This window comes from Marinicella pacifica (assembly GCF_014636635.1).
GTDB lineage: Bacteria > Pseudomonadota > Gammaproteobacteria > Xanthomonadales > Marinicellaceae > Marinicella > Marinicella pacifica.
In genome coordinates this window covers 139,515-161,495 of the sequence record NZ_BMEO01000002.1, presented here as the reverse complement: position 1 = coordinate 161,495, position 21,981 = coordinate 139,515, and the positions used below count along the sequence as shown (strand labels likewise).

At 41.9% G+C, this 21,981-nt stretch carries 16 protein-coding genes and 1 pseudogene; 9 read left to right on the top strand and 8 right to left on the bottom strand.

All coding sequences use genetic code 11. The features are described 5' to 3' along the window. Positions 1-4 precede the first annotated feature (4 nt). From IEV16_RS02760 to IEV16_RS02750, 3 genes are read right to left on the bottom strand one after another with little or no spacing between them, the layout of a single operon-like run. A complete protein-coding gene (locus IEV16_RS02760; protein WP_188364143.1) occupies positions 5-823 on the bottom strand; it encodes a sulfotransferase family protein in 819 nt (272 codons plus the stop codon). After that, positions 820-1,638: a sulfotransferase gene (locus IEV16_RS02755; protein WP_188364142.1), complete on the bottom strand. Its 819-nt coding sequence runs from the start codon at positions 1,636-1,638 to the stop codon at positions 820-822. The genes IEV16_RS02760 and IEV16_RS02755 overlap by 4 nt, the downstream gene beginning before the upstream one ends. A gap of 35 nt (positions 1,639-1,673) precedes the next feature. Then, the gene (locus IEV16_RS02750) at positions 1,674-2,498 is read right to left on the bottom strand and encodes a hypothetical protein (RefSeq protein WP_188364141.1); all 825 of its coding nucleotides are present in this window, start codon (positions 2,496-2,498) and stop codon (positions 1,674-1,676) included. A gap of 243 nt (positions 2,499-2,741) precedes the next feature. Between IEV16_RS02750 and IEV16_RS02745 the strand changes: the two genes are divergently transcribed. Both IEV16_RS02745 and IEV16_RS02740 read left to right on the top strand, forming a co-directional pair. Then, entirely contained in the window at positions 2,742-3,359 is a 618-nt protein-coding gene (locus tag IEV16_RS02745; protein WP_188364140.1) for a class I SAM-dependent methyltransferase, read from the top strand. Further along, positions 3,356-4,234, top strand: a complete 879-nt coding sequence (locus tag IEV16_RS02740) for a sulfotransferase family protein (RefSeq protein ID WP_188364139.1) — start codon at positions 3,356-3,358, stop codon at positions 4,232-4,234. The genes IEV16_RS02745 and IEV16_RS02740 overlap by 4 nt, the downstream gene beginning before the upstream one ends. 22 nt (positions 4,235-4,256) lie before the next feature. Here the strand turns inward: IEV16_RS02740 and IEV16_RS02735 are convergent, their stop codons facing one another. Together IEV16_RS02735 and IEV16_RS02730 are read right to left on the bottom strand one after the other, a co-directional pair. Continuing rightward, positions 4,257-5,138: a DUF4915 domain-containing protein gene (locus IEV16_RS02735; RefSeq protein ID WP_188364138.1), complete on the bottom strand. Its 882-nt coding sequence runs from the start codon at positions 5,136-5,138 to the stop codon at positions 4,257-4,259. Between the two features lie 42 nt (positions 5,139-5,180). Continuing rightward, complete coding sequence (locus IEV16_RS02730) at positions 5,181-5,873, bottom strand: class I SAM-dependent methyltransferase (protein ID WP_188364137.1); 693 nt, start codon at positions 5,871-5,873, stop codon at positions 5,181-5,183. Between the two features lie 321 nt (positions 5,874-6,194). On the opposite strand from IEV16_RS02730, the gene IEV16_RS02725 reads away from it, so the two are divergent. After that, positions 6,195-6,881 (top strand): hypothetical protein, encoded by a 687-nt coding sequence (locus tag IEV16_RS02725; RefSeq protein WP_188364136.1) that lies wholly within the window; start codon positions 6,195-6,197, stop codon positions 6,879-6,881. A 146-nt stretch (positions 6,882-7,027) separates the two neighbouring features. Here the strand turns inward: IEV16_RS02725 and yoaA are convergent, their stop codons facing one another. From yoaA to IEV16_RS02710, 3 genes are all read right to left on the bottom strand, one after another. Continuing rightward, positions 7,028-8,950, bottom strand: a complete 1,923-nt coding sequence (gene yoaA / locus IEV16_RS02720) for a DNA repair helicase YoaA (protein WP_188364135.1) — start codon at positions 8,948-8,950, stop codon at positions 7,028-7,030. Beyond that, a complete protein-coding gene (locus IEV16_RS02715; protein WP_188364134.1) occupies positions 8,950-9,414 on the bottom strand; it encodes a tetratricopeptide repeat protein in 465 nt (154 codons plus the stop codon). The genes yoaA and IEV16_RS02715 overlap by 1 nt, the downstream gene beginning before the upstream one ends. 194 nt (positions 9,415-9,608) lie before the next feature. Further along, entirely contained in the window at positions 9,609-11,651 is a 2,043-nt protein-coding gene (locus IEV16_RS02710; RefSeq protein WP_188364133.1) for a transglycosylase domain-containing protein, read from the bottom strand. 105 nt (positions 11,652-11,756) lie between these two features. On the opposite strand from IEV16_RS02710, the gene IEV16_RS02705 reads away from it, so the two are divergent. The 6 genes and pseudogenes from IEV16_RS02705 to IEV16_RS02685 all read left to right on the top strand — a co-directional run bounded on the left by IEV16_RS02705 (position 11,757) and on the right by IEV16_RS02685 (position 21,916). Then, positions 11,757-12,515 (top strand): hypothetical protein, encoded by a 759-nt coding sequence (locus tag IEV16_RS02705; protein ID WP_188364132.1) that lies wholly within the window; start codon positions 11,757-11,759, stop codon positions 12,513-12,515. A 92-nt stretch (positions 12,516-12,607) separates the two neighbouring features. Next, positions 12,608-14,284 (top strand): annotated as a pseudogene (locus tag IEV16_RS13590) (glycosyltransferase); the annotation flags it as partial. A 912-nt stretch (positions 14,285-15,196) separates the two neighbouring features. Then, complete coding sequence (locus tag IEV16_RS13585; protein WP_443093942.1) at positions 15,197-17,248, top strand: glycosyltransferase; 2,052 nt, start codon at positions 15,197-15,199, stop codon at positions 17,246-17,248. 54 nt (positions 17,249-17,302) lie between these two features. Then, positions 17,303-18,364 carry a S1C family serine protease gene (locus IEV16_RS02695; protein WP_188364130.1) on the top strand — a complete coding sequence of 354 codons (1,062 nt, stop codon included), beginning with the start codon at positions 17,303-17,305 and terminating at the stop codon, positions 18,362-18,364. Beyond that, positions 18,361-19,689: an MATE family efflux transporter gene (locus IEV16_RS02690; RefSeq protein WP_188364129.1), complete on the top strand. Its 1,329-nt coding sequence runs from the start codon at positions 18,361-18,363 to the stop codon at positions 19,687-19,689. Before IEV16_RS02695 ends, IEV16_RS02690 begins: the two co-directional genes overlap by 4 nt. 67 nt (positions 19,690-19,756) lie before the next feature. Next, positions 19,757-21,916 (top strand): patatin-like phospholipase family protein, encoded by a 2,160-nt coding sequence (locus IEV16_RS02685; RefSeq protein ID WP_188364128.1) that lies wholly within the window; start codon positions 19,757-19,759, stop codon positions 21,914-21,916. The last annotated feature ends 65 nt before the right edge of the window (positions 21,917-21,981 follow it).

Below are 21,981 nucleotides of genomic sequence, written 5' to 3'. Positions count from 1 at the left end.
TTTTTTAATTATCATAATCGAAGTTGGACATGGTTTGTTGGGCTATCTCCATAATTTCGCTCAACTGTTCAGAATTTAACTGGGCATTCCATTTTTTTAATGAGTTATCATCAATCTTTCGATCTCGCTTTGTCTTTCCTGGACCCTTGCCATCCATATAACGATGATGCTGATTCATATTAGTCTCATATTTTATGTGACAGTGTCTTGCCATGATTTTAGCCACTTCGATTGGTTCACTTATAAGGTTCTCATACTTAACCAGAAGTGGGTTTAGATTATTTACCTTAAATTGTTTTATCAACAAACTTTTTATTTTCCAAATGATTGTAGCTTTTATATGTATTTCTGTGTTGTCATCCATAAGTTTTTTTAAATCAGCGGAGTAATTTTGATGGACATATTCAGATTTGTTAAAATGATTTATTTGATTGGTAATCATAGTTGGCTGTTTTCGTTGTAGCATTGATGCCACTACTGCGCGTACATCCCTAATTGGATATACTACTGAAATTTCATCATATAGTAATGATATTTCATTAGCATAAAAAGTTAAATTTGGTGCCTTTAGTACTAAAAACCGATCACTTAAATCATTAAATTCTTTTATTTTATGGCGTTTATCTACATATTTACTTGAAGCTTTTTTGATTGATTGATTCAATAGATCAAATTGATTTTTAGAATTATTTAACCACGCATTTGCCCACTGATAGATGCTATCATATTCATCAATCAAAAAACCTTGAGAATGAGCACCAAGCATTTGACCCATTAGTGTTGTACCGCTTCTTTGACAACCTGCAATGATGATAATTTTCATGAGTCATTTTTTTTCAATTGCCAGTTTTGTCTCGTGTAACCATACTTACTGGCAGTTTTTCCACAAATAGACCAAATTTTATTAATGTCTTTAGTATCAACACATTTAGTTTTCTGTGCCCTTTTTGAGTCAATTTCAATTTCAGATTGGAGTTTTGAAGAGTGACACAAAAAAATATTAATTCCTTCAAAAACTTTTTGTGGTGTTTTTATCATATCCTCAAATTTAACAACATGATATTGATGTGATGATAAATGTTTTTCTGTAAATTCTGTAATTATATCGAGCTGGTATTTCCAACTGATAGCATTGTTAATAATATTACTGGCATTGGATTGTTCAAAATTAAGACCCAAATATTTATAGGCTTGGGGTAGAACCCACTTACCAACTGGATTATCGAGCCTAGAAGTTATGTGTGTTCGCCGACAAGATAGTCCTATAGGATGTCTGATCAAATGAATTAACTTTGTGTTTGGGAATGCGGCAAAAAATTCTGGCAATATAAAAAGCATTTCTGGTAGTTTTATCCCCCAATTACTATAAGCTTTGGTTGAAGTGTTACAGGTTATTTGGGCCGCTAACTTTCTGAATTGGTCAATCCATTTATCATTATATGTATTGTTTGATAACTTTATATCATTAAACATCATTCGGCGATTGATATTGACCCATTCTAATGAATCACCCTGCCGGTTTAAGCGATTGCCAAGGAATAAATGGCTTTGTTGTAATAATTTAGACAACAAACGAGTGCCACTGCCTCCTCGTCCTGTTATCAAGACAGGGGCAGTCAAATCAAATTGTTCAGACATTGCATCTCCATTTCTTTCCTATAGATATAGGGTGATTACATAAAATTTTTATAAAAATACTGATCTGAATCTATCCATTTCAATACCCTTTTGTTCAATTTGTTGTTTTCTTTAAAAATTTTGTTGTAAGGGGAAAATAGCTTTTTGCTCAGCGTTAATGGTAATATTGATTTTGTAATATTAAATATTTTTCTCCGTTGGTTAAATCCCGGAGAATTCAAACGATCTATTCTTGAAGCCGGCTTTCTAAAGCCCATTCCATGGTGATAAACAGCATCATGATAAATGCCAAACATAACTTGGTGGAGATTGAATTTATTGCTTCTAATAAGTGGCATCCATTCAATGTTTTTTTCATTCAACATTTGCAACAATGTTCCACCGACATCATTGACATCCCAACCTTCATCGTTTTTCCAAGTGAAAGTTCCCTTTTGCCAATCTCCTTTGATGGCTTTCCAAAATTTCACAGTCGTCAGACAAAAACAAGGGTGAGGTTGCATATCACCTAAGTTTTCCTTTCTTTGTACCGCAATCAGTGGATATTGACTTAAATATTTTTTAGCAAGTAATCTGACATCGGTTATAGGAAAAGCATCTCCGTCCACAAATAAAAGAAGATCATCGTCTTTAGCATTTCTAACTATTATGTCTGCCAATAAATTAAGCTTTGTGCCATGGTCCTTGATGTTATCAGTGTTAATGTATTCAAATTTATCTTTATGGGGTTCAATGTCTATTCCATTAAGACAAGAATATACAGAATATGGTTTTGAAATAAATTTTTTAAAATATCGCTTCTGAATATCTATCCAATAATCTGATTGCCAATGAATTGTTGCTATATAAATTGTTTTCATAGGCTACTATAGTATTTAAATTAATTTGTAGGTGCGGTGTTAAGTGCTTAATTGGTTAGGTTTTTATTGAGATTAATGGTAGTTTTTTTTAATTATAGCAGATACTGTTTTAATTAGTAGAATGCGCATCGTCGCATAATAAATGTAACCAAAACAAAGATGTTTAATGCATATTGTAAAATATTTTAATATGTCACTACTATGATAGAATCATCATTTTATATATTGAAACTGCATTAAATTTTGTTAATTGATGATTTTAAAATAAAATTGAATATCGGTGCTGGCCGAACTAATATTGAGGGCTTTACAAATATAGATATTTCTGACCAAGCAGATATATCTCTTAATTTGAGCGAGGAGCCCTTACCATTTGAAGATAACAGTGTTGATTTAATTTTTTCGCATCACACACTTGAACACATTCCAAATTATTTATTTGCTCTGTCTGAGATATATCGGGTATTAAAACACAATGGAGTGTTTTTGTTGGGTGTACCGTACGTCACCTTGACAGAATATAATTTGGTAAATCCTTATCACTTGCACCACTTTAATGAACATTCTTTTAGTTTTTTTGATCCAAGTAAATTAAAAGGTAGTGCTATGGAAAAAAATCAAATCATATTTGAAAAAGTGTTTCATCGATTTCATTACATGGGTTGGTTCAAACATTGCCCTTCATTTTTTCGTAATTGGTGTCGCAGGCATTTATTTAATGTAGTAAAAAAAATTGATTTTGGTCTTATTGCCATAAAGAATCATGAAGAAAAAAACCCACCTGATTCATCTGATATGAAAGCATGGTTCGACATTTGTTTGAAGTCAAGAAAACGAAATAAAGCAAAAACGAACCGATGATCAAGCCAAAACTTTTATTTATTATAGGGATGCAAAAATCCGGCACTTCGTTATTTAATCGAATGCTTATGAAACAGCCATTTATAACGAACCCATTTTTGCCGGAGGGAGCCAGTTTTTGGGGGGATTTACCGCCTTTTACACCGATTGAGTCTCCTTGTGGTCAGTTGTATCAAAAGCATAAGGGACTAAAAGGTCACGCTCTTGATTCTGGTGACTTTAATAAAAAAGATAATGAATTGCTTCATCATAGAATTAAGAACGCAAAAGTTAAAACGCCAATATTGATGAGCAAGAATCCTTATAACTCAGTAAGAACTGAGTGGTTGAAAAAACACTTTCCAGAAGCAAAAATTTACGCGATTGTCAGAAACCCTATTGCAAATATTTATTCATTGCTTAAAAAATATGACGATAGAAATAGCCAGGGCATCGGCCCTGAAAATGGTTGGTGGGGAATTAAGCCAAAGTTATGGGAAAATCTTTTAAACAAAAATAAAGTAATTCAATGTACTCAACAATGGAATGCAGTTAATCAAAATATAATTGACGGTCAAACTCATATTGACCGCATAATAGATTATGAGTTAATCTGCGAAAAACCCACTGAAATTGTGAAAATTGTAACTGAAGAATTTAATCTAAATACATCCATTGCAGAATTACCACGTTGTAAGAGCTTTAATGATGAATATTTATATGGAAGTAGGTTGGTATCAAAAAATCAAGAGTTAAGACGCACAGGCCATTTTAACCTTTCGGAACTTGAAGAAGATATAGAGTTTTCCCCATTAACTCCTTCAGAAATTGAGTACATTAACAGACATAGCCGAGATCTATGGGTACAGTTAAAATCAAAATGTATGCAACTGTAAAGGCAGGATATGTCAGTTAAGATTAAGTTGGGATGATTTCAAAAATTTCCGTGGCTTTATCGTTTAAGTCAATAGACCGGATATTTTTACTTTTATTGAATAAAACTGAAATACCACACCACCCTGCCAGTCTGCCTGAGTCGCTTTTATTACTTATTTTTATGCCGGTTGAGTGAGAGACAACACGCCCTAATGAACTACCGCATACAGTTATAGTGTCATTCAAGTAAAGGCCTCTTGAATAGCCTGGTAAATTATTTATTAATTCACCTTGATTGAAAATAACCCGCTGGTTCGAAGAGTCACAACAGTAAATGTTACCTTTGTAGCTAAAAGATGAATGTGGATGCCAAATCGAGGTAAGAACACGTTCGCCTGTTTCGATATTAAAAACATACCCTTCATCGGCACTGGACCAGAGATTTGCTTTTTTTTCCCCAAATGCAGAAGCATACAGTTGCTGGTTATGAATACAAAGACTGTTTAAGTGAATGTGATCTGCCATTGTACCGTTTGTCCAAACTTCTTCAAGTGTGTCATCATTTTTTAATCTAACTATTCTGTCTTGGTTGGTGACTGATAAATAAATATTATTACGCCATGACAAAATAGTGTGTATGCCTTTTAATCCATCAAGGGGTAATACACGTTCAACAGTGAAATCCTTATTTAAAAAAACCAATGTTGAAGGCATTCGCTGAAGCAAAAGTACAATTTGATTTTGATGTATACACATACCTGTTATTCCATTGCCACGAATTCCATTCGGTAAGTTCAAAGGCAGATTTTGTGAGGTAATAGTTTCAGATTTCGTGTCGATTATTATCTGAGCTAAATAGTTTTGGTTTTTATTTATTTTCTTTTGGTTATTACAAAAAGAGACTATAAAAGAGTATTTGCTCATTATTTATTATATTTAAATTATTAATTTTCGGAATAAGTTCTATTAGTTTGAGAATGCTTTAATCAGTTCCTGTTCATCATTGATTATATTCAACAACACATGTCTATTGTTTTCAAGATAACTATAGTCCCAATTATCAATATCTTCATCGGAATAGTTAACCGAGTCGTTATACTTATTCTTTGAAATCAGTGGTTTTTTACTGATTATTGCTAGACCGCTATCCTGGTCAATCACAAAAATCGACAACTCTGGGTAATTTAGCTTTAATTTAGGTACGACTTTCCAAACATCACCACTCCATAAACCGTCAAACCCTGGGGGATTGATCTGTTTAACTTCTGCTATTGATGAGGCAGGATATGCTGCAGCACTTGAATGAGGGCTGCAATCATGAACAATCATAATCCCTGATGTTTTTAAATAAGGTAAGGTATTGATAATATCTTGATAAGATTGTTTAAAGGTATGTAAACCATCAATAAAAGCCATGTCTAAAAACTTTTTAGAAAAAATATTATCTGCTTGTTTTGCAAAAAACTCATCACTGGTGCATTCATAATATTGAGCAAAAAGGTTGAAAGGGTATTTAAAAATTTGCTTTCTTTTGTAAGAATTTTTAATTCTAAAAACAGGATCAACTGCATACTTGTTTCTTACCCTTATGGGCAGAAATGTTTTACCTCCTTTAACCCCTATTTCAAGATAATGTTTGACTTTGAGTTGTTTTGCCAAAAATGGCAACAATTTCCTTCTGTGAGAAAAATAATTCAATTTTATACCTATTAAAACAAAAATCTGATTCCAGTATTCTAACTTATCTAACCTATTAAACCATGTATATTTGGTATTATATGACCGAAATTTTAAGAACAAAACATGATAAGATTTTACTTTATGCAATTATTTAGCCATTATTAAATGATACACATTCTTACTATTCACTGGAAATCGGATAAATGGATTGATATTCAACTAAAGTACCTGAATCATTTCATAAGTGAGCCTTTTAGAGTCTATGCTTTTTTGAATCATGTGCCCCAAACTAAAAAGCATATGAAAAAATACTATTATTGTTCTAATGAAAACATAAAACAACATGCGATTAAACTCAATATTTTAGCTGATATTGCTAGCTTTGCTGCTGACGATGAAGAAGATTTTTTAATGTTTTTAGATGGAGACGCATTCCCAATTTCAGACATTACAGAATTTAAAGAGAAGGTTATGCGAGATTCACCATTGGCAGCAATTCAACGCTTAGATAATTGTGGGGACATACAACCGCACCCATGCTTTTGTATAACAAAAATTAAGTTCTGGAAACAAATCCAAGGTGACTGGAAGCCAGGAAATACTACTTGGATTAATAATAATGGGCAGAAAGTGGCTGATGTAGGTGGAACTATGCTATCAAAATTAAATAAGAATAATGTTTCATGGTATAAATTAAACAGGTCAAACATTCACTCTTATCACCCAGTACTATTTGGAGTCTATGATCAATTGATATACCATCACGGGGCAGGATTTAGAACACCCGGAATTAGAACGGATCAAAAAAAAATAAAGTTGTATTCAATCAGATTAGGCATGTTTAAATTTTTTAAAAAAATCATTCCTTTTCAATTAGCTAGAAAATGGTTTTTTCCAATGAACACAACCATAAAAATTAATCAGGCTAAAAGTAAGGAGATCTATCAGACTATACAAAATGACTTCAATTTTTATGAAAAACTATAAAAATATGCCTATTCCCAAATAATAAGCTAATAGCGACTACCCCTAAAGGCCAAAAGAAATAATTAAAACACCTTATAGTTTGATTTTTTTGAAATGTCTATTATTAAGTATCTAACAGAGTGTGTTCGCAAGACTGAGATAGAAAATTATTTTTTTCCCATAAACCTAATCGCATCATCCTGAGAATCAATTTGCGGGATTTCAGGGAGTGATTTTAGCAGAATTTGGCCGTAGGGTTTGGATTTGAATCGTGGGTCGCAGAGGATTAATAGGCCGTGGTCGGTTTCGCCGCGGATGAGGCGGCCGGAGCCTTGTTTTAGGGTGAGGGTTGCGTGGGGGATTTGCAGTTCTTTGAAGGGGTGTTTGCCCTGGTTTTTGAGGTGGTTTTCTTTGGCTTTTTGGATGGGGTCGTCGGGGTGCAGGAAGGGGATGCGGTCGATGATGACACAGCTGAGGCCGGTGCCGCTGACATCAACGCCTTCCCAGAAACTGTAGGTACCGAGTAACAAGCCGTTGCCGTCGTTTCTGAATTCTTCTAAGATTTGTGCGCTGTTGCTGTCGTTTTGGACGTAGAGGTTGCGTGCCAGGTTACTGTGTTCAAAGAAGGCTTTGGCGGCTTCGCGGTTCTTTTTTGCGGTGAATAGGAAGAATATACCGCCGGGGATATTTTCGATGATGGGGCGCAGGTATTGGAACAGTTCGTTGTTGTAATTAAAGTGATTCGGTTCGGGTAGGCTGCCGGGTTCGGGTAGTAAAAGCCGGGCTTGTTGACGGTAGTTAAAGGGGCTGTCAACAAACAGGGTTTGGGCGTCGTTAAAGCCGGTTTGGTTTTGGAAATGATCAAAGCGCTGATTGACGGTGATGGTGGCGGAGGTCATGATCCAGGCGGCGTCTATTTTGGCTTTAAAACGGCTTAATGGACCGGACACATCTAAAGGTGATTTGTGCAAGGCGAAGCGGTTGTTGTCGGCTTCGTACCAGTAAACATGGTCGCTGTCATCGGTGGTCATCATGTCTTTAAGTAAATCCAATAAGGCGGCGAGTCTCAGGTAGCCTTGTTCCACGGCTTTGTCGGCAGCGACCATGGGTTCTAAGGCATTGAGTAAATCATGGCCGTTTTGTTCGAATTGCCGGAGTTCGTTGTGAATGTCTTCGTTGTTGAGCAATTCTTCCATGGAACGGCGATTATCCAGTGACACCAGGGCGCTTTGGGTTTTTTTAAGGCTGATGTCAAAATCAAAATAGGCTTCCTGAATGGCATGGAAGCCACCTTTGACGTCGCCGACAGCGGTTTTGATGTCGGTCAGCAGGTCTTTGCATTGGCGGCTGGTGATGTTCTGGCTGAAAAAGCGTTCGGCGATGCCGGATAGTTGGTGGGATTCATCAATAACAATCACTTCTGCATGGGGTAGCAGCTCGCCAAAGCCGTCTTCTTTTAAGGCCATGTCAGCGAGCAATAAATGGTGATTAATCACCAATACATCCGCATTCAGAGCGCGGTTTCGGGCGCGATAAACAAAACAGTCGTTGTAAAAAGCACAGTCTTTGCCCAGGCAGTTTTCGGCGGTGGAGGTGATTTCATGACGGGCGATGCTGTTGTTCAGTTCATCGCTGAGTTCCACCAGATCACCGGTGTTTGTCTGTTCAATCCATTGTGGCAATACCCGGTACAGGGACTGGTTAGCAGGATAGCGTGACACGGCTTTATGCAGAGATTGCTGGTAGCGGTAATGGCACAGGTAGTTATTACGTCCTTTAAGTAAACGGATTTTTGGTTTGTGTTTGAATTCAAGGTGTGACAACAAAAACGGTATGTCTTTATTGAATAATTGTTCCTGCAGGTTTTTGGTGCCGGTGGAGATGATGGTTTTTTTACCGGACAATAAAGCCGGCACTAAATAAGCAAAGGTTTTACCCGTGCCGGTGCCGGCTTCGGCAATCAGGGTTTGGTTATCGGCAATGACATCGGCAATGGTCTGGGCCAAATCGAGTTGGGTTTGGCGCGGCTGAAAATCCTCCATGGCTTGTGCCAATAAGCCCTCTGCGCCCAGGACGTGTTCAATGTCCATCAAGGCTGTAAGCAATCGTTAAGCGCAGCCAAAGCCTGTGCCTGAGTGGGTAAATCACCCATGGCTTCTGCAGCCAGTGCCAGGGTTTGTCTGGATTGTCTGCATAAAGGTTCAGACTTGGGACCGGTACTCACCACGATGTCGGCCCAATAGGCGGCCTGGCGATAACGGCCATCGGCGAGGTAGGCTTCGGCAAGACGTTGTTGGATTTCCGCGGTGGCCGGGCTGATTTGCAAGGCCCGTTGTAGGTGATTGATGGCTTTTGTGGTTAAGCCTTCACGCAGGGCCAGATCGGCTTTTTGTAGCAAGGGTCTTACCGAATCCGGTGCTTCGTTTTGACCGGTGATACGCGGTTGTTCGCTGAGGTCTTTAACCTCTGCCTTGCTGCTATCCTGCCGTTGGCTGCAGTGGCTGAGCAAGAAAACAGCGATGATAAGACCGGTGACTTTAATTAGTTTGTTCATACTGGCTGGGAAGACTGTAAGGTCGATAGTTTAACGAATTTCAGGGGGATTTGTTATGGCTTGGGGTTTATATTTTTTATTTATCATAGGCCTCCGGGTGGCTTACACGACGTAAGTCTGCAGCGATAGCAGGGACGCGGTAGCTGCCAAGCCCGAAGACGTTGCAGCGATTGAGGTGTTGAGTAGAATTTTAATTACAAGTTTTTAAACAAATTCGCCCACAGAATCAGGGCGCCGTTGCTGCCGGTGTAGGGGGTGGGTTTGTTGTCATCGCGGCCGACCCAGACGGTCATGAGGTAATCCTGGTTGAAGCCTGAGAACCAGCTGTCGCGACCGTTGTTGGTGGTGCCGGTTTTGCCGAACAGGGGTTTGGGCAGATTAAAAGTGGTGGTGAGTCGGCGGGCGGTGCCGCGGGTGGTGATGGCATTGAGCGCCGTGTTAATGGTGTCAATGTTGGCAACGCTGAGTTGTTGTTTGCGGGGTTGCACGGCGCGTGACAGGGTTTGGTTATCTTGGTCGGTGATATTGATGATGGCGTTGATGTGGCTGGTGTTGCCACGTGAAGCAAACAGACTGAAGAGGTGCTGGACTTCAAAAGGGGTGAGTTCCAGGGCACCCAAGAATAGAGCTGGATGCGCATTGTGTTGAATGTTGAGGCCCAGTTTATTTAAAAATGTAAGCAGTCTGTCGAGTCCGATTTTAACGCCCAGATCGACGGTGGCTTGATTTCGCGATTGCACCAGCGCTTCCATGGCGGTGATGTCGCCCAGCCCCAGATTATCCCAGTTTTCAGGCTGCCAGGGACCTTGCGGTGTCCGGATACTTATGGGGCCGTCATGCAATTCGGTGTTTAAGTCAAAGCCGGGCATGGTTTCTAAAGCCGCCAGATAAATAAACGGTTTAATGAGTGAGCCGATTTGACGCTTGGCCAGTAGCGCACGGTTGTATTGCGAACGTGGGTTTTTGGAGCCGGTCAGTGCCAACAAGCCGCCTGTTTGACTGCTGCTGACAACGATGGCGGTTTCCAGCTGATCAGACAACCACTGATCGGTTTTATGCGCGGTTTGACTGGTGCGGTATTGGATGTAAGGATCCAGATGGGTGAATATTCGCAGACCTTTTTGTTTAAGCTCATCGCTTGAAAAACGGTCGCGAATCTGGCGTTTAACGACGTCAATGTAATTATCGTAATCCCCTTTGATCTGACGGCTTTGGGATAATTTCAAAGGTGTGTTTTTGGCTTTTTGATGGGTTTTGTCATCAATAATACCGGTTTCTAACCAGCTGTTGAGCACCACGTTGCGCCGTTGGGTGGCACGTTTGGGGTGTTTATAGGGGTTGTGCCATGACGGCCCTTTGATTAAACCGATTAAGGTGGCTTGTTCAGCAATCGTGAGCTGGTTGACATTTTTGGCAAAATAAAACCGGGCGGCTTCGACAAGGCCGTGTATCGCCACCCGGCCGTTTTGCCCCCAGTAAATTTCGTTGAAATACATGGCCAGAATTTCATGCTTATCCAATTTATTTTCTAATAAGGTGGCGGCCAGTAATTCGTGTAGTTTGCGCAAAAACGTTTGTTCGTGGTAATGTAGTTTATTTTTCACCAGTTGTTGTGTCAGGGTGCTACCGCCCTGAACAATACCGCCGGCCATTAGGTTTTTAAACGCAGCACGGGCAATCCCTGACCAGGACACGCCATGGTGATGTTTGAATTCGCGGTCTTCCACCGCTTGTAAGCCCATCACCAGGGTGTCGGGTATTTCATCGAGTGCTATGGGACGCCGACTCTCAAAATCCTGATTAAAAAAGTGACCGATAATTTTTGGTTCCAAGCGAGCCAGGGCCGGTTCTGCGGTGGCGATATGTTGGTTGTTCAGGGTTAATTGGATGCGGGTGGGTTGTTCCGTACCGTCCGGAAATAAAAATCCTTTCGTGTGAATTTCATAGCGTGCGCCTTGTTGCCTGTATTGACCAATTTTTGGGGGTGCTTGAACCGGCTGATAACCCAATAAATCCAGTTCATAATTTAACGCAGCGGCCGAGAGTCTGCGACCGGGGTATAATTCCAGGGCACGGGCATAAATCACCGAAGGCACTTCAAAAGTATCCTCGGCTATGGTGGTGGTGACATGATTGATATAGGCATACCAGGGTGCAATCAGTCCGAAGCCCATACCGGTTAAAAACAGCAGGCTGCGTAACAGCCAAAATTTAAGTTGTCGTTTGGGTTTTGTCAAAATGTGGGTCAAGTCACAAAAAATAAGGCAAAATATTAACACGAGATTAAAGCCTTGTGAGTACAATAAAGCGGATTATCAATTTAACGAGGAAAATATATGCGCATGAAAAAGCAATTTTTAACATTATTTGCGGCCGGTACGATGGTAGCCGGCAGTGCTTTTGCGGACACCACGCTCATTTATGGTAATGATCAGGGCCAGGAAACCACCCGCATGATGTTAACACCGGATGTGGTCAAGGTATCCACCAATGATGAGACCAATACCGATGTTATTTTTAACGGCAATAAAACTGAGTTCGTTGTGGTTAATCATGATGAAAAAAGCTTCATGGTCTTTGGTGAAAAGGAAATTGAGGCGTTATCCGATGTCTCTGCCATGATGGATCGTATGATTGAAAAACAAATGGCCAATATCCCTGAAGCCCAGCGTGAACAAATGCGTGGCATGATGGAATCCATGATTAAAAATCAAATGCCCAAACAAGCGGCGGCTCCGGTTTACAAGAAAAGTGGCGACAGTAAGGAGTACAACGGCTACAACTGCGATGTAGTGGTAAAAACTGTTGAAGGTCAAAGCAGTGGTAGCTTTTGTGTCACCGAGTACGGCAAACTGGATGTGGCTCCGGCTGAATATGCAGTAATCTCTAAGTTCATGAAAATTGCCGAAAAAATGGCTTCACAATTTGGCCAGGACAACAGCATGAATTTTGCCGCCATTGGTGAAGTTTTACCTGTTTATTTTAAAGACGCTGGTCAGACCGGTATATTAATGGACGTCGATAACGGTGATATCGATGCGGCACTGTTAACGGTTCCCGAAGGTTATAAACAACAAGAATTACCCAAAGAAATGTTCTAAAACGCCCTTTTGAGTATTTTTATAAAGCCCCGACTTTGTTTCGGGGCTTTTTTATTTCCAAATAAAGCCATCACTTTTGGTAGAATGCGCGCATGATGAAACAGTTTAATGTTGTTTATTACAACAGTCGTGAAGAGCAAACGACTGGTGAGGACTATCGATGCCTTGCGACTGAAATTAATGCTGATTTGGTGGCATGGATTGAGCGTCATTGTTCCGGCTCGGCGGTTATTTTAATCAATGCTGATACCATCTTGCCCGATTATTGGCAGCAACGATTATTGGCGCCGTTCAGTGACAAATCGGTATCGGCGGTGACTGCCTTAACCACTGAAGATTATCTGCTTTCTCCCTTGCCCTCTGACCATGCGTTTAAAGGTTCTGCCATTGAACTGGATGCCATGCTCAGTGTTTTAGCACCATCGCAAACTTATTTATCCAATAAATATAATCCCGCTCTATTGGCGTTAACCGATATAAATAAACTGCTGTCACTGGACATGGTTCATGTCACGACCAACTTATTGGCACAATCGGATGAGGTCTCATTGTTAACACCGGCGCCTGATATTGGTGATCAGCATCCACTGCCAGCCCATCCGATGGCCGCCATCCAATGGCAAATTTTAAAACAAAGCGCTGATTTTTCACCTGAAAAAAATTATCCTTTATTGAATGATAAACCGAATTTGTTACATATCATCATGGATTGGGGCGGTGGTATTCATCAATGGGTCGAGGACTATATCGCCTCGGATGGTTGTCATAATCACTTTGTATTGGTTAGTGAAGGCGAATTTTATCGCCAGCGTTATGGAGAAAAGTTTAGTCTTTATTATGGTGGTTGTGATGGTTTACTCGTCAGCCAGTTTGAACTAACTCCGAGTATAGAAGCTGTTTCAATCAGTCATAAATTGTATCGAGACAGGCTGAATAAGATACTTCTTAATTATGACATTGCTGGGGTGGTGGTTTCATCCTTAATTGGTCATTCTTTGGATTGTCTCAGCACCGGGTTACCCACAATTCGGGTGTTGCATGACTACTTCCCTCACTGGCCGGGGCTGGATGCCCGTTTAGATGCTGATGGCATTGGTGAAGATGAGCTAAGGGGGGCATTGTTAGCGAGTGAAGGTACACCTTTTGGTGACGTTGACCAGGCAGAAGTCAAAGCTTGGCAACAAGCCATAAATCAAAAACTATCTAATAAAAAGGTGCACATTGTGGCACCTGATCAATCGGTCATTGATAATCTAAAGAAACTACCTCACAGTCAGTGTTATGAAAAAGCAGTGGTTATTCCTCATGGTGTGTCTCAGTTTAAAGCCATTGATTATCAAGTCGATAAAAAACCGTTCACAGTTTTAGTTTTAGGTCGTTTAATTACGGGCAAAGGCAAACAATTACTTCAACAAATCATTGCCCAAAAAAAATTGGCTGATATTCATTGGTTGTTATTGGGTAGCGGTGATGATGGTGATGATTTTAAGCAATATGACAATGTTCAGCTTATTAAAAATTACCAGCGCTTGCAATTACCTGCGATACTTGAGAAACAGTCACCACAACTGGCCTTAATGCCCGCTAGTGTCTCTGAAACTTTCAGCTATGTATTGAGTGAACTTCAAATGCTGGGTATTCCGGTATTAGCAACGCGTGTGGGGGCTTTAAAAAACCGCATTGAAGATAATTTGACAGGTTTTTTAGCTGATGTAGATTGTGATGACATCACCGGCCGATTGTTGTCCCTAAAGCAGCACGCTGATAAAAGACAAGTAGTTCACAAGAATCTATTGACCTTAAGTGTGAAGTCTTTATCAGAGATGAATGCGGACTATCAAAGCCTTTGGGGTACGGTAAAAACAGCTAAACCAGCGTACAAATACGAGGGCATTATATCGATTAACATTCATGCTGAACGATTATTGCATCTGTCCCGTCGTCTCAATGAATTGCTTCAATTTAACAATCATTTGCAGATTGATTTAAATGAAAAGACCCAATGGGCAAACAAATTAGATCAAGAATTAAAAGAAAAAAATAATTGGGCTAAAAAACTAAATCAACAAATAAAGTCATTGGAAAGTGATTTAAAAGAAAGAACAAGCTGGGCCAGAAACTTAGATCAGGAATTAGAAGAAAAAACAAATTGGACTGTTAAATTAGATCAACAAGTGGCGACTTTGGAAAATGATTTAAAAGAAAGAACTCAGTGGGCTAAAAATTTAGATGGCGAAGTCCAAAGTCTACAAAACGAATTAAAAGAAAAGACAACGTGGGCAAAAAATTTAGATCAGCATGTGGCCCATTTAACCAAAAATTTGAAATTTGCGCGTAATGATAATGAAGCCTTACAGCATCAATTAGAGGTTTCTCAACAGGTTCATGAACAATCTATTCAAGTGTTGTCCACACAAATAGATAATCTTCACGTTAACTTAAATGAATTGTCAGATCGGTTTAATCAGGTCAAATCCGAGCTAAGCCAAGCGCAAGAAATTAATGCTCAACAACTACACCAGCAACAAATCATTACCCAAGAACGGGATCAGGCCCGTGATTTGGTTGATCAGATAATGCGTTCGCGTTCATGGCGTTTAACCCGCCCTTTGCGTGGTGCGGCGCGATTAGTCAGGCGTGTTAAAAATAAATTCATTTACCGTTTCAAGCAGATTACCGGCATGCCCAAACGGCTTATTAACAGTTTAAAAACCCGGGGATTTCGTGCCACCTGGCAACTGGCCAAAAGTAAATTGGGACAGCAACAAAAAACGTCAACTAACAAAGCCAAAGCCCTGGCCAGCGACTTCCGGCCGCTGCATTTAAGCACCACAAAACAACCCGTTGTGAGTGTCATCATTCCGGTTTATAACCACTACCGGCACACTTACCATTGTTTACGCTCAATCGCTGACATCACAGACCAAACGCCGTTTGAAGTGATTGTCGTGGATGACTGTTCCACGGATGATACCAGGCAATTGATAAAAGATGTTGCCGGAATTCGTTATCATCGCCAAGCCCAAAACGGTGGCTTTATTCGTTCCTGTAATCAAGGCGCCCAATTGGCACAGGGTGATTACCTTTTGTTTTTAAACAATGACACAGAAGTCAGAGACCACTGGTTAGACAGCCTGGTTGAGACCTTTGCGCAGCATAGCCATGTTGGTTTAGTCGGCAGCCAGTTACGCTATCCGGATGGTCGGCTGCAGGAAGCCGGCGGCATTGTTTTCAGTGATGCCTCAGGCTGGAATTACGGGCGCTTAGAATCACCGGATCAGCCTGAAGTGAACCATGTTCGGGCAGTCAGTTATTGCAGTGGTGCCAGTATCATGGTGCCAACGGCCTTGTTTAAAAAACTGGGGTGTTTTGATGAGCGCTATGTGCCGGCCTATTATGAGGACACGGATTTGGCTTTTGCGGTTCGCGCCTCAGGCCTGCGGGTTCTTTACCAGCCGCACAGTCGGGTGATTCATTTTGAAGGGATTTCTTCGGGCACTGATGTGTCAAGTGGTGTTAAAAAATACCAGGTGATTAATCAGCAGAAATTTGCCGATAAATGGAAAGACGCCTTACGACACCAACCCGCGCCCGGCTCCGCCATAGAACTGGCCCGTTTTCAGGAGTCCAAACCGCGTATTTTGATTGTGGATGCCTGTACGCCGACACCGGATCAGGATTCCGGTTCACTGCGTATGATCAATATGATTCAAATTTTAATGGAATTGAATTATCACGTCAGTTTTATGCCCGAAAATATGGCGTATTTTGGTGATTACACCGCGCAATTACAAAACCTGGGGGTTGAATGTGTTTATGCCCCGAAATACAGTTCACCGGTGGATTATCTGGAAAATAAAGGGCGCTATTTTGAGGTTGTTATACTGTCCAGATATTACGTGGCTCAACCCTTACTCAAGGCACTTAAAGACTATGCCCCCAAAGCCAGACTGTGGTTTGACACCGTAGATTTGCATTATTTGCGTGAACAAAGAATGGCTGAACTGGCCGCTGATAAATCAGCACTCAAAGTCGCCGGCCACACCAAAAGCAAAGAACTGGCAGTGGCCAAAGCCTGTGATCTGACATTGGTGGTGAGTCCATATGAACAAGCTGTTCTGGGACGGGAAATGCCTGAACTTAACGTGGCCGTTTTATCCAATATCCACGAAATTTACGGCTGCCATAAAAATTACCGGCAACGTCGGGATATTGTGTTTATCGGCGGTTATCAACACACCCCGAATGTGGATGGTATTTGCTGGTTTGTGTCCGATATCTGGCCCAAAATTCAGGCCGAATTACCGGATGCGGTGTTGCATATTGTCGGCTCAAAAGCACCTGATAAGGTCAAAGAACTGGGGCAAAAAGCTGGTATTGAGTTTCATGGATTTGTGGAAGATATTGCGCCGATGATGACCAATATTCGTATAGCTGTGGCGCCCTTACGCTTTGGTGCCGGGGTTAAGGGTAAGGTCAATATGTCGATGAGTTACGGCCAGCCGGTGGTGGGTACCACAGTGGCAGTTGAGGGCATGTTTACCCGTCACGGTGAGGATGTATTAATGGCTGACGATGCCGAAGAATTCGCCCGAGAGGTGATTCGGTTGTATCAGGATGAGGAATTGTGGAACCGCTTATCAAAAGGCGGTCTGGATAATGTCAGACATTATTTTTCTTTTGAAGCAGCCAAAAATGTTTTGGCCGGTTTGCTCCAAGTTCCCGCAGAATAAACTGGTTTTTAACGTTACTTTCGATAAAATGGATAATTTGTTGACGGAAAGGGTATGAAAGAGCACCTGACTTTTGTTCTTAAGTCAATTATTGTGGGTTTGGCACTTGGGTTTTTGTACCTGTGGTTTTTTGGTTCGAATGTCAAAAGTCCGTCTTCTTCAGAGGCGGCCCCTTTTTCCTACGCCTCGGCGATTCACCGCATTACACCGTCGGTGGTGAGTATTTATATTCAAAGCAATGAGCTGGTACCTAATCCGGGCGTGGGTATTTCACCACAACCACCCTATGTGAACAAAAATTACCTGGGGTCGGGCGTGATTGTGTCTGAAACCGGACATATTGTCACCAACCGACATGTTATAGATGATGCCAGGCGGGTGGTGGTGTCTTTATGGACCAATGAACAATTTGAGGCAAAATTTGTCGGCGCGGATGAATACACCGATCTGGCGGTGATTAAGATTGATGCCAAAAATTTGGTGCCGGCGCAATTCACGGACAGTGATATGATGAATACCGGTGACGTGGTGCTGGCGGTGGGTAATCCTTACGGCTTAAACCAAAGTGCCTCCATGGGCATTGTCAGCGGCACAGGCCGTCAGGGCTTAAACATCAGCACTGTTGAAAATCTGATACAAACCGACGCCGCCATTAATCAGGGCAATTCAGGGGGTGCCCTCATCAATTCTCTGGGTGAAGTGGTGGGCATCAGTACCGCCAGCTATAATCAAATCGGTGCCGAAGGCATTAATTTTGCGATTCCCGCCAACACCACCACCCAAGTGGTTCAGTCAGTGATTAAATACGGCAAAGTTATTCGAGTGTCATTGGGACTGGTTTTTCTTAACCCCTATGACCACATGCGTTTTCGCATCCCAAAACCCAAAAAAGGGATTATGGTGTCTGCGGTGGTGCCCAAAAGCCCGGCGGCCAAGCAAGGATTGAAAGCACGTGATGTGATTACCCATATCAATAACACCGAAATCAACTCGGCCCGTGAGTACCGTCAGGCGGCTTTAGCGTTCACGCTGGATGAAGAGGTCACTTTACGCGGTTATAATGATCAAGGCGAATTCACAAAAAAACTCATTGTTGAATTACCGCCGAATAATTGATTCCCTACTTTAAACAGATTCACCGCATTGCCTTGCCGATGATGGCGGCTTCAGTGAGTGTGCCCTTATTGGGGGTGGTGGACACCGCCATTTTGGGTCATTTGGACTCTTCTGAATACCTGGCAGCGGTTAACATCGGCGTAACTGCGATGAATATGTTGATTTGGGGTTTTGGTTTCTTGCGCATGAGCACAGTCGGTCTGGTGTCGCAGGCGACGGGTCAGGGCGATGATTCTTTGAGCCGTTCGCACCTGGCGCGTGCTTTGACAGTGGCGCTTGGACTTGGCTTGGTGGTGGTGATCAGCCAATGGCTGTGGCTGCCGGTTTTATTGACATTTCTGGCCGACGGCGGAAACAGCGAAAACCTGGCCCGAATTTATCTGGAAATACGTTTATGGTCGGCGCCCTTTCATTTGCTGTTATTTGTGGTCAACGGTTATTTTTTGGCGGTGAACAAGGCTCGTCTGGTTCTGGCTTTAACTTTAATCAGTCAGGTGAGCAATATGGGCCTCGATTATCTGCTGGTCATGGGATTTGGTTGGAACGTGCGCGGCGTTGCCTGGGGCTCATTCATCAGTCAGGGTCTGGCGTCCGCCATTGGTTTGTACTGGCTGTTCAAGCAAGGCCATTTATCCGCTCTTGTTTGGCAACAACGGCGTCAATGGTGGCAAGCTCTTCATTTAAAAGCGCTGTTTAATATCAATCGGGATGTGTTTATCCGAACCCTGTGTCTGATGACCGTGTTTGCACTGATGACACGATTCAGTGCGGCTCAAAGTGATTTGATTCTGGCGGTGAATGCGGTTTTGCTGAATTTTTTCTATTTAACTTCTTACGCTCTGGACGGTTATGCCCACGCGATTGAGTCCATCAGCGGGCGACTGTATGGTCAAAGAGACTTCTCGGCTCTGCATAGAGCCATGCAATCGGTGTTAAAAATATCTGCTTGGGTGGCCCTCATGATGAGTGCTTTGTTTATTATAAGTGGTTCAACCGTGATTACCGGATTGACGGACTTAACCGCGGTCAGAGCGGCGGCCAATGATTATTTAATCTGGGTGTATTTATTGCCGGTGGTCGCGATGCCGGGTTTTATTTATGATGGTCTTTGTGTGGGTATCACGGCCTCTAAAATAATGCGTAACGCGATGCTGGTGGCCACATTTCTGGCATTCATACCTGCCTGGTATGGTTCAGTATTCCTGTTGCCTGCTGTGGATGAAAACCACCGGTTATGGGCATGTTTCAGTTTGTTTTTTATTTTTCGCGGATGGATGATGCATATCATGGTACGACACAAGTATGCGCCACTTGTCACAAAATGACAGATTAATGTAAAGCAATCGGTGAAAATTTGCTAAAATTTTTAAATTCAAGGAACCCTCTGCTTCTATGATTGGATTAAAACGACTGATACTGCTATTTGCCTGTTTATACGGCTTTTCACTGAGCGCTGCCGAGCCACGCCCGAAAGTGGGACTGGTGTTATCAGGCGGTGGCGCCCGTGGCATTGCCCATGTGGGTGTGATTAAAGCCTTGCATGAAAAAAATATTCCGATAGATTACATTGCCGGCACGTCGATGGGTGCGATTGTGGGTGGTTTGTATGCCATCGGTATGTCACCGGATGATTTGGAATGGGCGGTCAAATCAGTGGATTGGGACAAAGCCCTCAATCCCGGCAGTCCGCGGGTGTTGAAAAATTACCGACAAAAACAGGAAGAAAAAGATTATTTTACCGAACTGGAAATCGGGATATCCAAAACCGGGGCAAAATCAAGCGTGGGTTTGGTGGGTGACCATCGGGTAATGCTTGAATTACAACGCCTGGTGGGTAATTTTAATGTGCAAAAATTTGATGACTTTCCGGTGCCGTTCCGGGCGGTGGCCACCGATTTAAATGCCGGTGTTCCGTATGTGATGGACCATGGCGATTTAGCCATGGCGATGCGCGCCTCCATGGCGGTGCCACTGGTGTTCGGTCCGGTCAGGCACCAGGACCGTTATTTGGTGGATGGCGGCATTTTAAACAACCTTCCGGTAGATGTGGCCAGAGCCATGGGTGCTGATATCATTATTGCGGTGAATATTTCATCGCCGCTTGGGCAGGTGGATGACAAATCATCGGTGCTGTCCGTGACCTATCAAAGTATCGATGTGGCTTTGGTGCAAAACACCAAGGAATCGGAAAAACTGGCTGATATTGTGATTAAACCGGCGCTCAAAAACATCCAACCCAATATGTTTAATCAGGCAGATGCCATGATCAATGATGGTTATTTGGCCACTTTCGCCAAGTCTGAGCTTTTGGCTTCGCTGGCCATGTCAGATTATGATTACAAAACCCACTTAGAAACCCGAAATTTTCTACCGCGGGAAATTCCCAGCCGCATACAGTTTGTTAAGTTTGAAGGCAATAACAGAACATCGACTGAACGGCTGCAGGAACATGCCCTGGCCATTATGGACAAAGATTTTCAGGCAGGGCTGGTACAGGATTTTGTTGATCAGGTGGTGGCCTCAGAACCGGATATTCAGAACATCACCTATAAAGTGGTAGAAAATGAATCCCAACGCGGTATTTTGTTCAGAGTCCAGGAAAAACGCTGGGGGCCTGATTACTTGCGCTTTGGTTTGAAAGTGGCGGATGATTTTGATTCCAATACACGCATTTCATTACTGGTTCGTCACCAACGTTTTAACATCAATTCCAAAGGCGGCCATTGGACCAATGATTTAAGTATCGGTTCGGTGCTTTCCTGGGAATCGGAGTTGTATCAACCTTTAGATTTTGGCAATGAATATTTTGCCACTTTTAACATCGAAGCAATCAAAGACACCAAGCGCTTATACGAGGGTTTGGATGCCATCGGAGAATATGATCATAAGCGTTACGGTGTGGGGCTGAATGTGGGTTATAACCCGACCCGCAACAGTGAACTGCGTGCGGGTTTGTGGTTCAAGGATGAAAGTGTGACACCGGTGATCAATGATCTCAGTTTTCAGACGGCGGTGGATGACACCGTGGGTCTAAAAATCAATTATGGCATTGATACCCTTGAGAAAACCATTGCGCCGCGTTATGGTTATGATCTGCAAACCGAAATAGGTATTTTCGATCGGGTGCAATATGTCAGTTTTGACGGTTTTCGCCGTTTTCCTTTCTATGACAGTTCAGCGGCACATTTACGTTTTAAATTTGATTTCACTGATTTAGTGCATGACAACGAATATTTTAAAGCCTATGGTGGTGTTGACGATTTTGCCGGCTATCCAACCCATTCATTATTGGGTTTAAATATGTTTATCATGGAAGTCGGTTGGTTTACTGACTTAGATCAATTGATGTTGCCGGTTCTGGGTGCACCGGATTTAAGTGTAAAAGCCCATTGGGGCAATGTTTGGCAACGTCATATTAACCTTGAGGACATGATTTACGGTTTATCTGCCGGTATTTCATTTGATATCCAGAATAATGTCTTGTATTTAGGTAGTGGTTACAGCCGCGATGGTGATTTGCGCTTTTATTTGCGCCTGGGTACCGGTTTTTAGTCTGAGAATACATTTTTGGGCTAAAAATGTGAACCGGTTTCCTTAAAATTAACATTTTGCTTGTT

Excerpts from the sequence above, each read along its gene's own strand:
- IEV16_RS02715 (WP_188364134.1), bottom strand. The coding sequence starts at position 9,414 with ATGAACAAACTAATTAAAGTCACCGGTCTTATCATCGCTGTTTTCTTG.
- IEV16_RS02760 (WP_188364143.1), bottom strand. The coding sequence starts at position 823 with ATGAAAATTATCATCATTGCAGGTTGTCAAAGAAGCGGTACAACACTA.
- IEV16_RS02685 (WP_188364128.1), top strand. The coding sequence starts at position 19,757 with ATGATTGGATTAAAACGACTGATACTGCTATTTGCCTGTTTATACGGC.
- yoaA (WP_188364135.1), bottom strand. The coding sequence starts at position 8,950 with ATGGACATTGAACACGTCCTGGGCGCAGAGGGCTTATTGGCACAAGCC.
- IEV16_RS02735 (WP_188364138.1), bottom strand. The coding sequence starts at position 5,138 with ATGAGCAAATACTCTTTTATAGTCTCTTTTTGTAATAACCAAAAGAAA.
- IEV16_RS02750 (WP_188364141.1), bottom strand. The coding sequence starts at position 2,498 with ATGAAAACAATTTATATAGCAACAATTCATTGGCAATCAGATTATTGG.
- IEV16_RS02705 (WP_188364132.1), top strand. The coding sequence starts at position 11,757 with ATGAAAAAGCAATTTTTAACATTATTTGCGGCCGGTACGATGGTAGCC.
- IEV16_RS02740 (WP_188364139.1), top strand. The coding sequence starts at position 3,356 with ATGATCAAGCCAAAACTTTTATTTATTATAGGGATGCAAAAATCCGGC.
- IEV16_RS02725 (WP_188364136.1), top strand. The coding sequence starts at position 6,195 with ATGAAAAAATACTATTATTGTTCTAATGAAAACATAAAACAACATGCG.
- IEV16_RS02695 (WP_188364130.1), top strand. The coding sequence starts at position 17,303 with ATGAAAGAGCACCTGACTTTTGTTCTTAAGTCAATTATTGTGGGTTTG.
- IEV16_RS13585 (WP_443093942.1), top strand. The coding sequence starts at position 15,197 with ATGCCCAAACGGCTTATTAACAGTTTAAAAACCCGGGGATTTCGTGCC.
- IEV16_RS02755 (WP_188364142.1), bottom strand. The coding sequence starts at position 1,638 with ATGTCTGAACAATTTGATTTGACTGCCCCTGTCTTGATAACAGGACGA.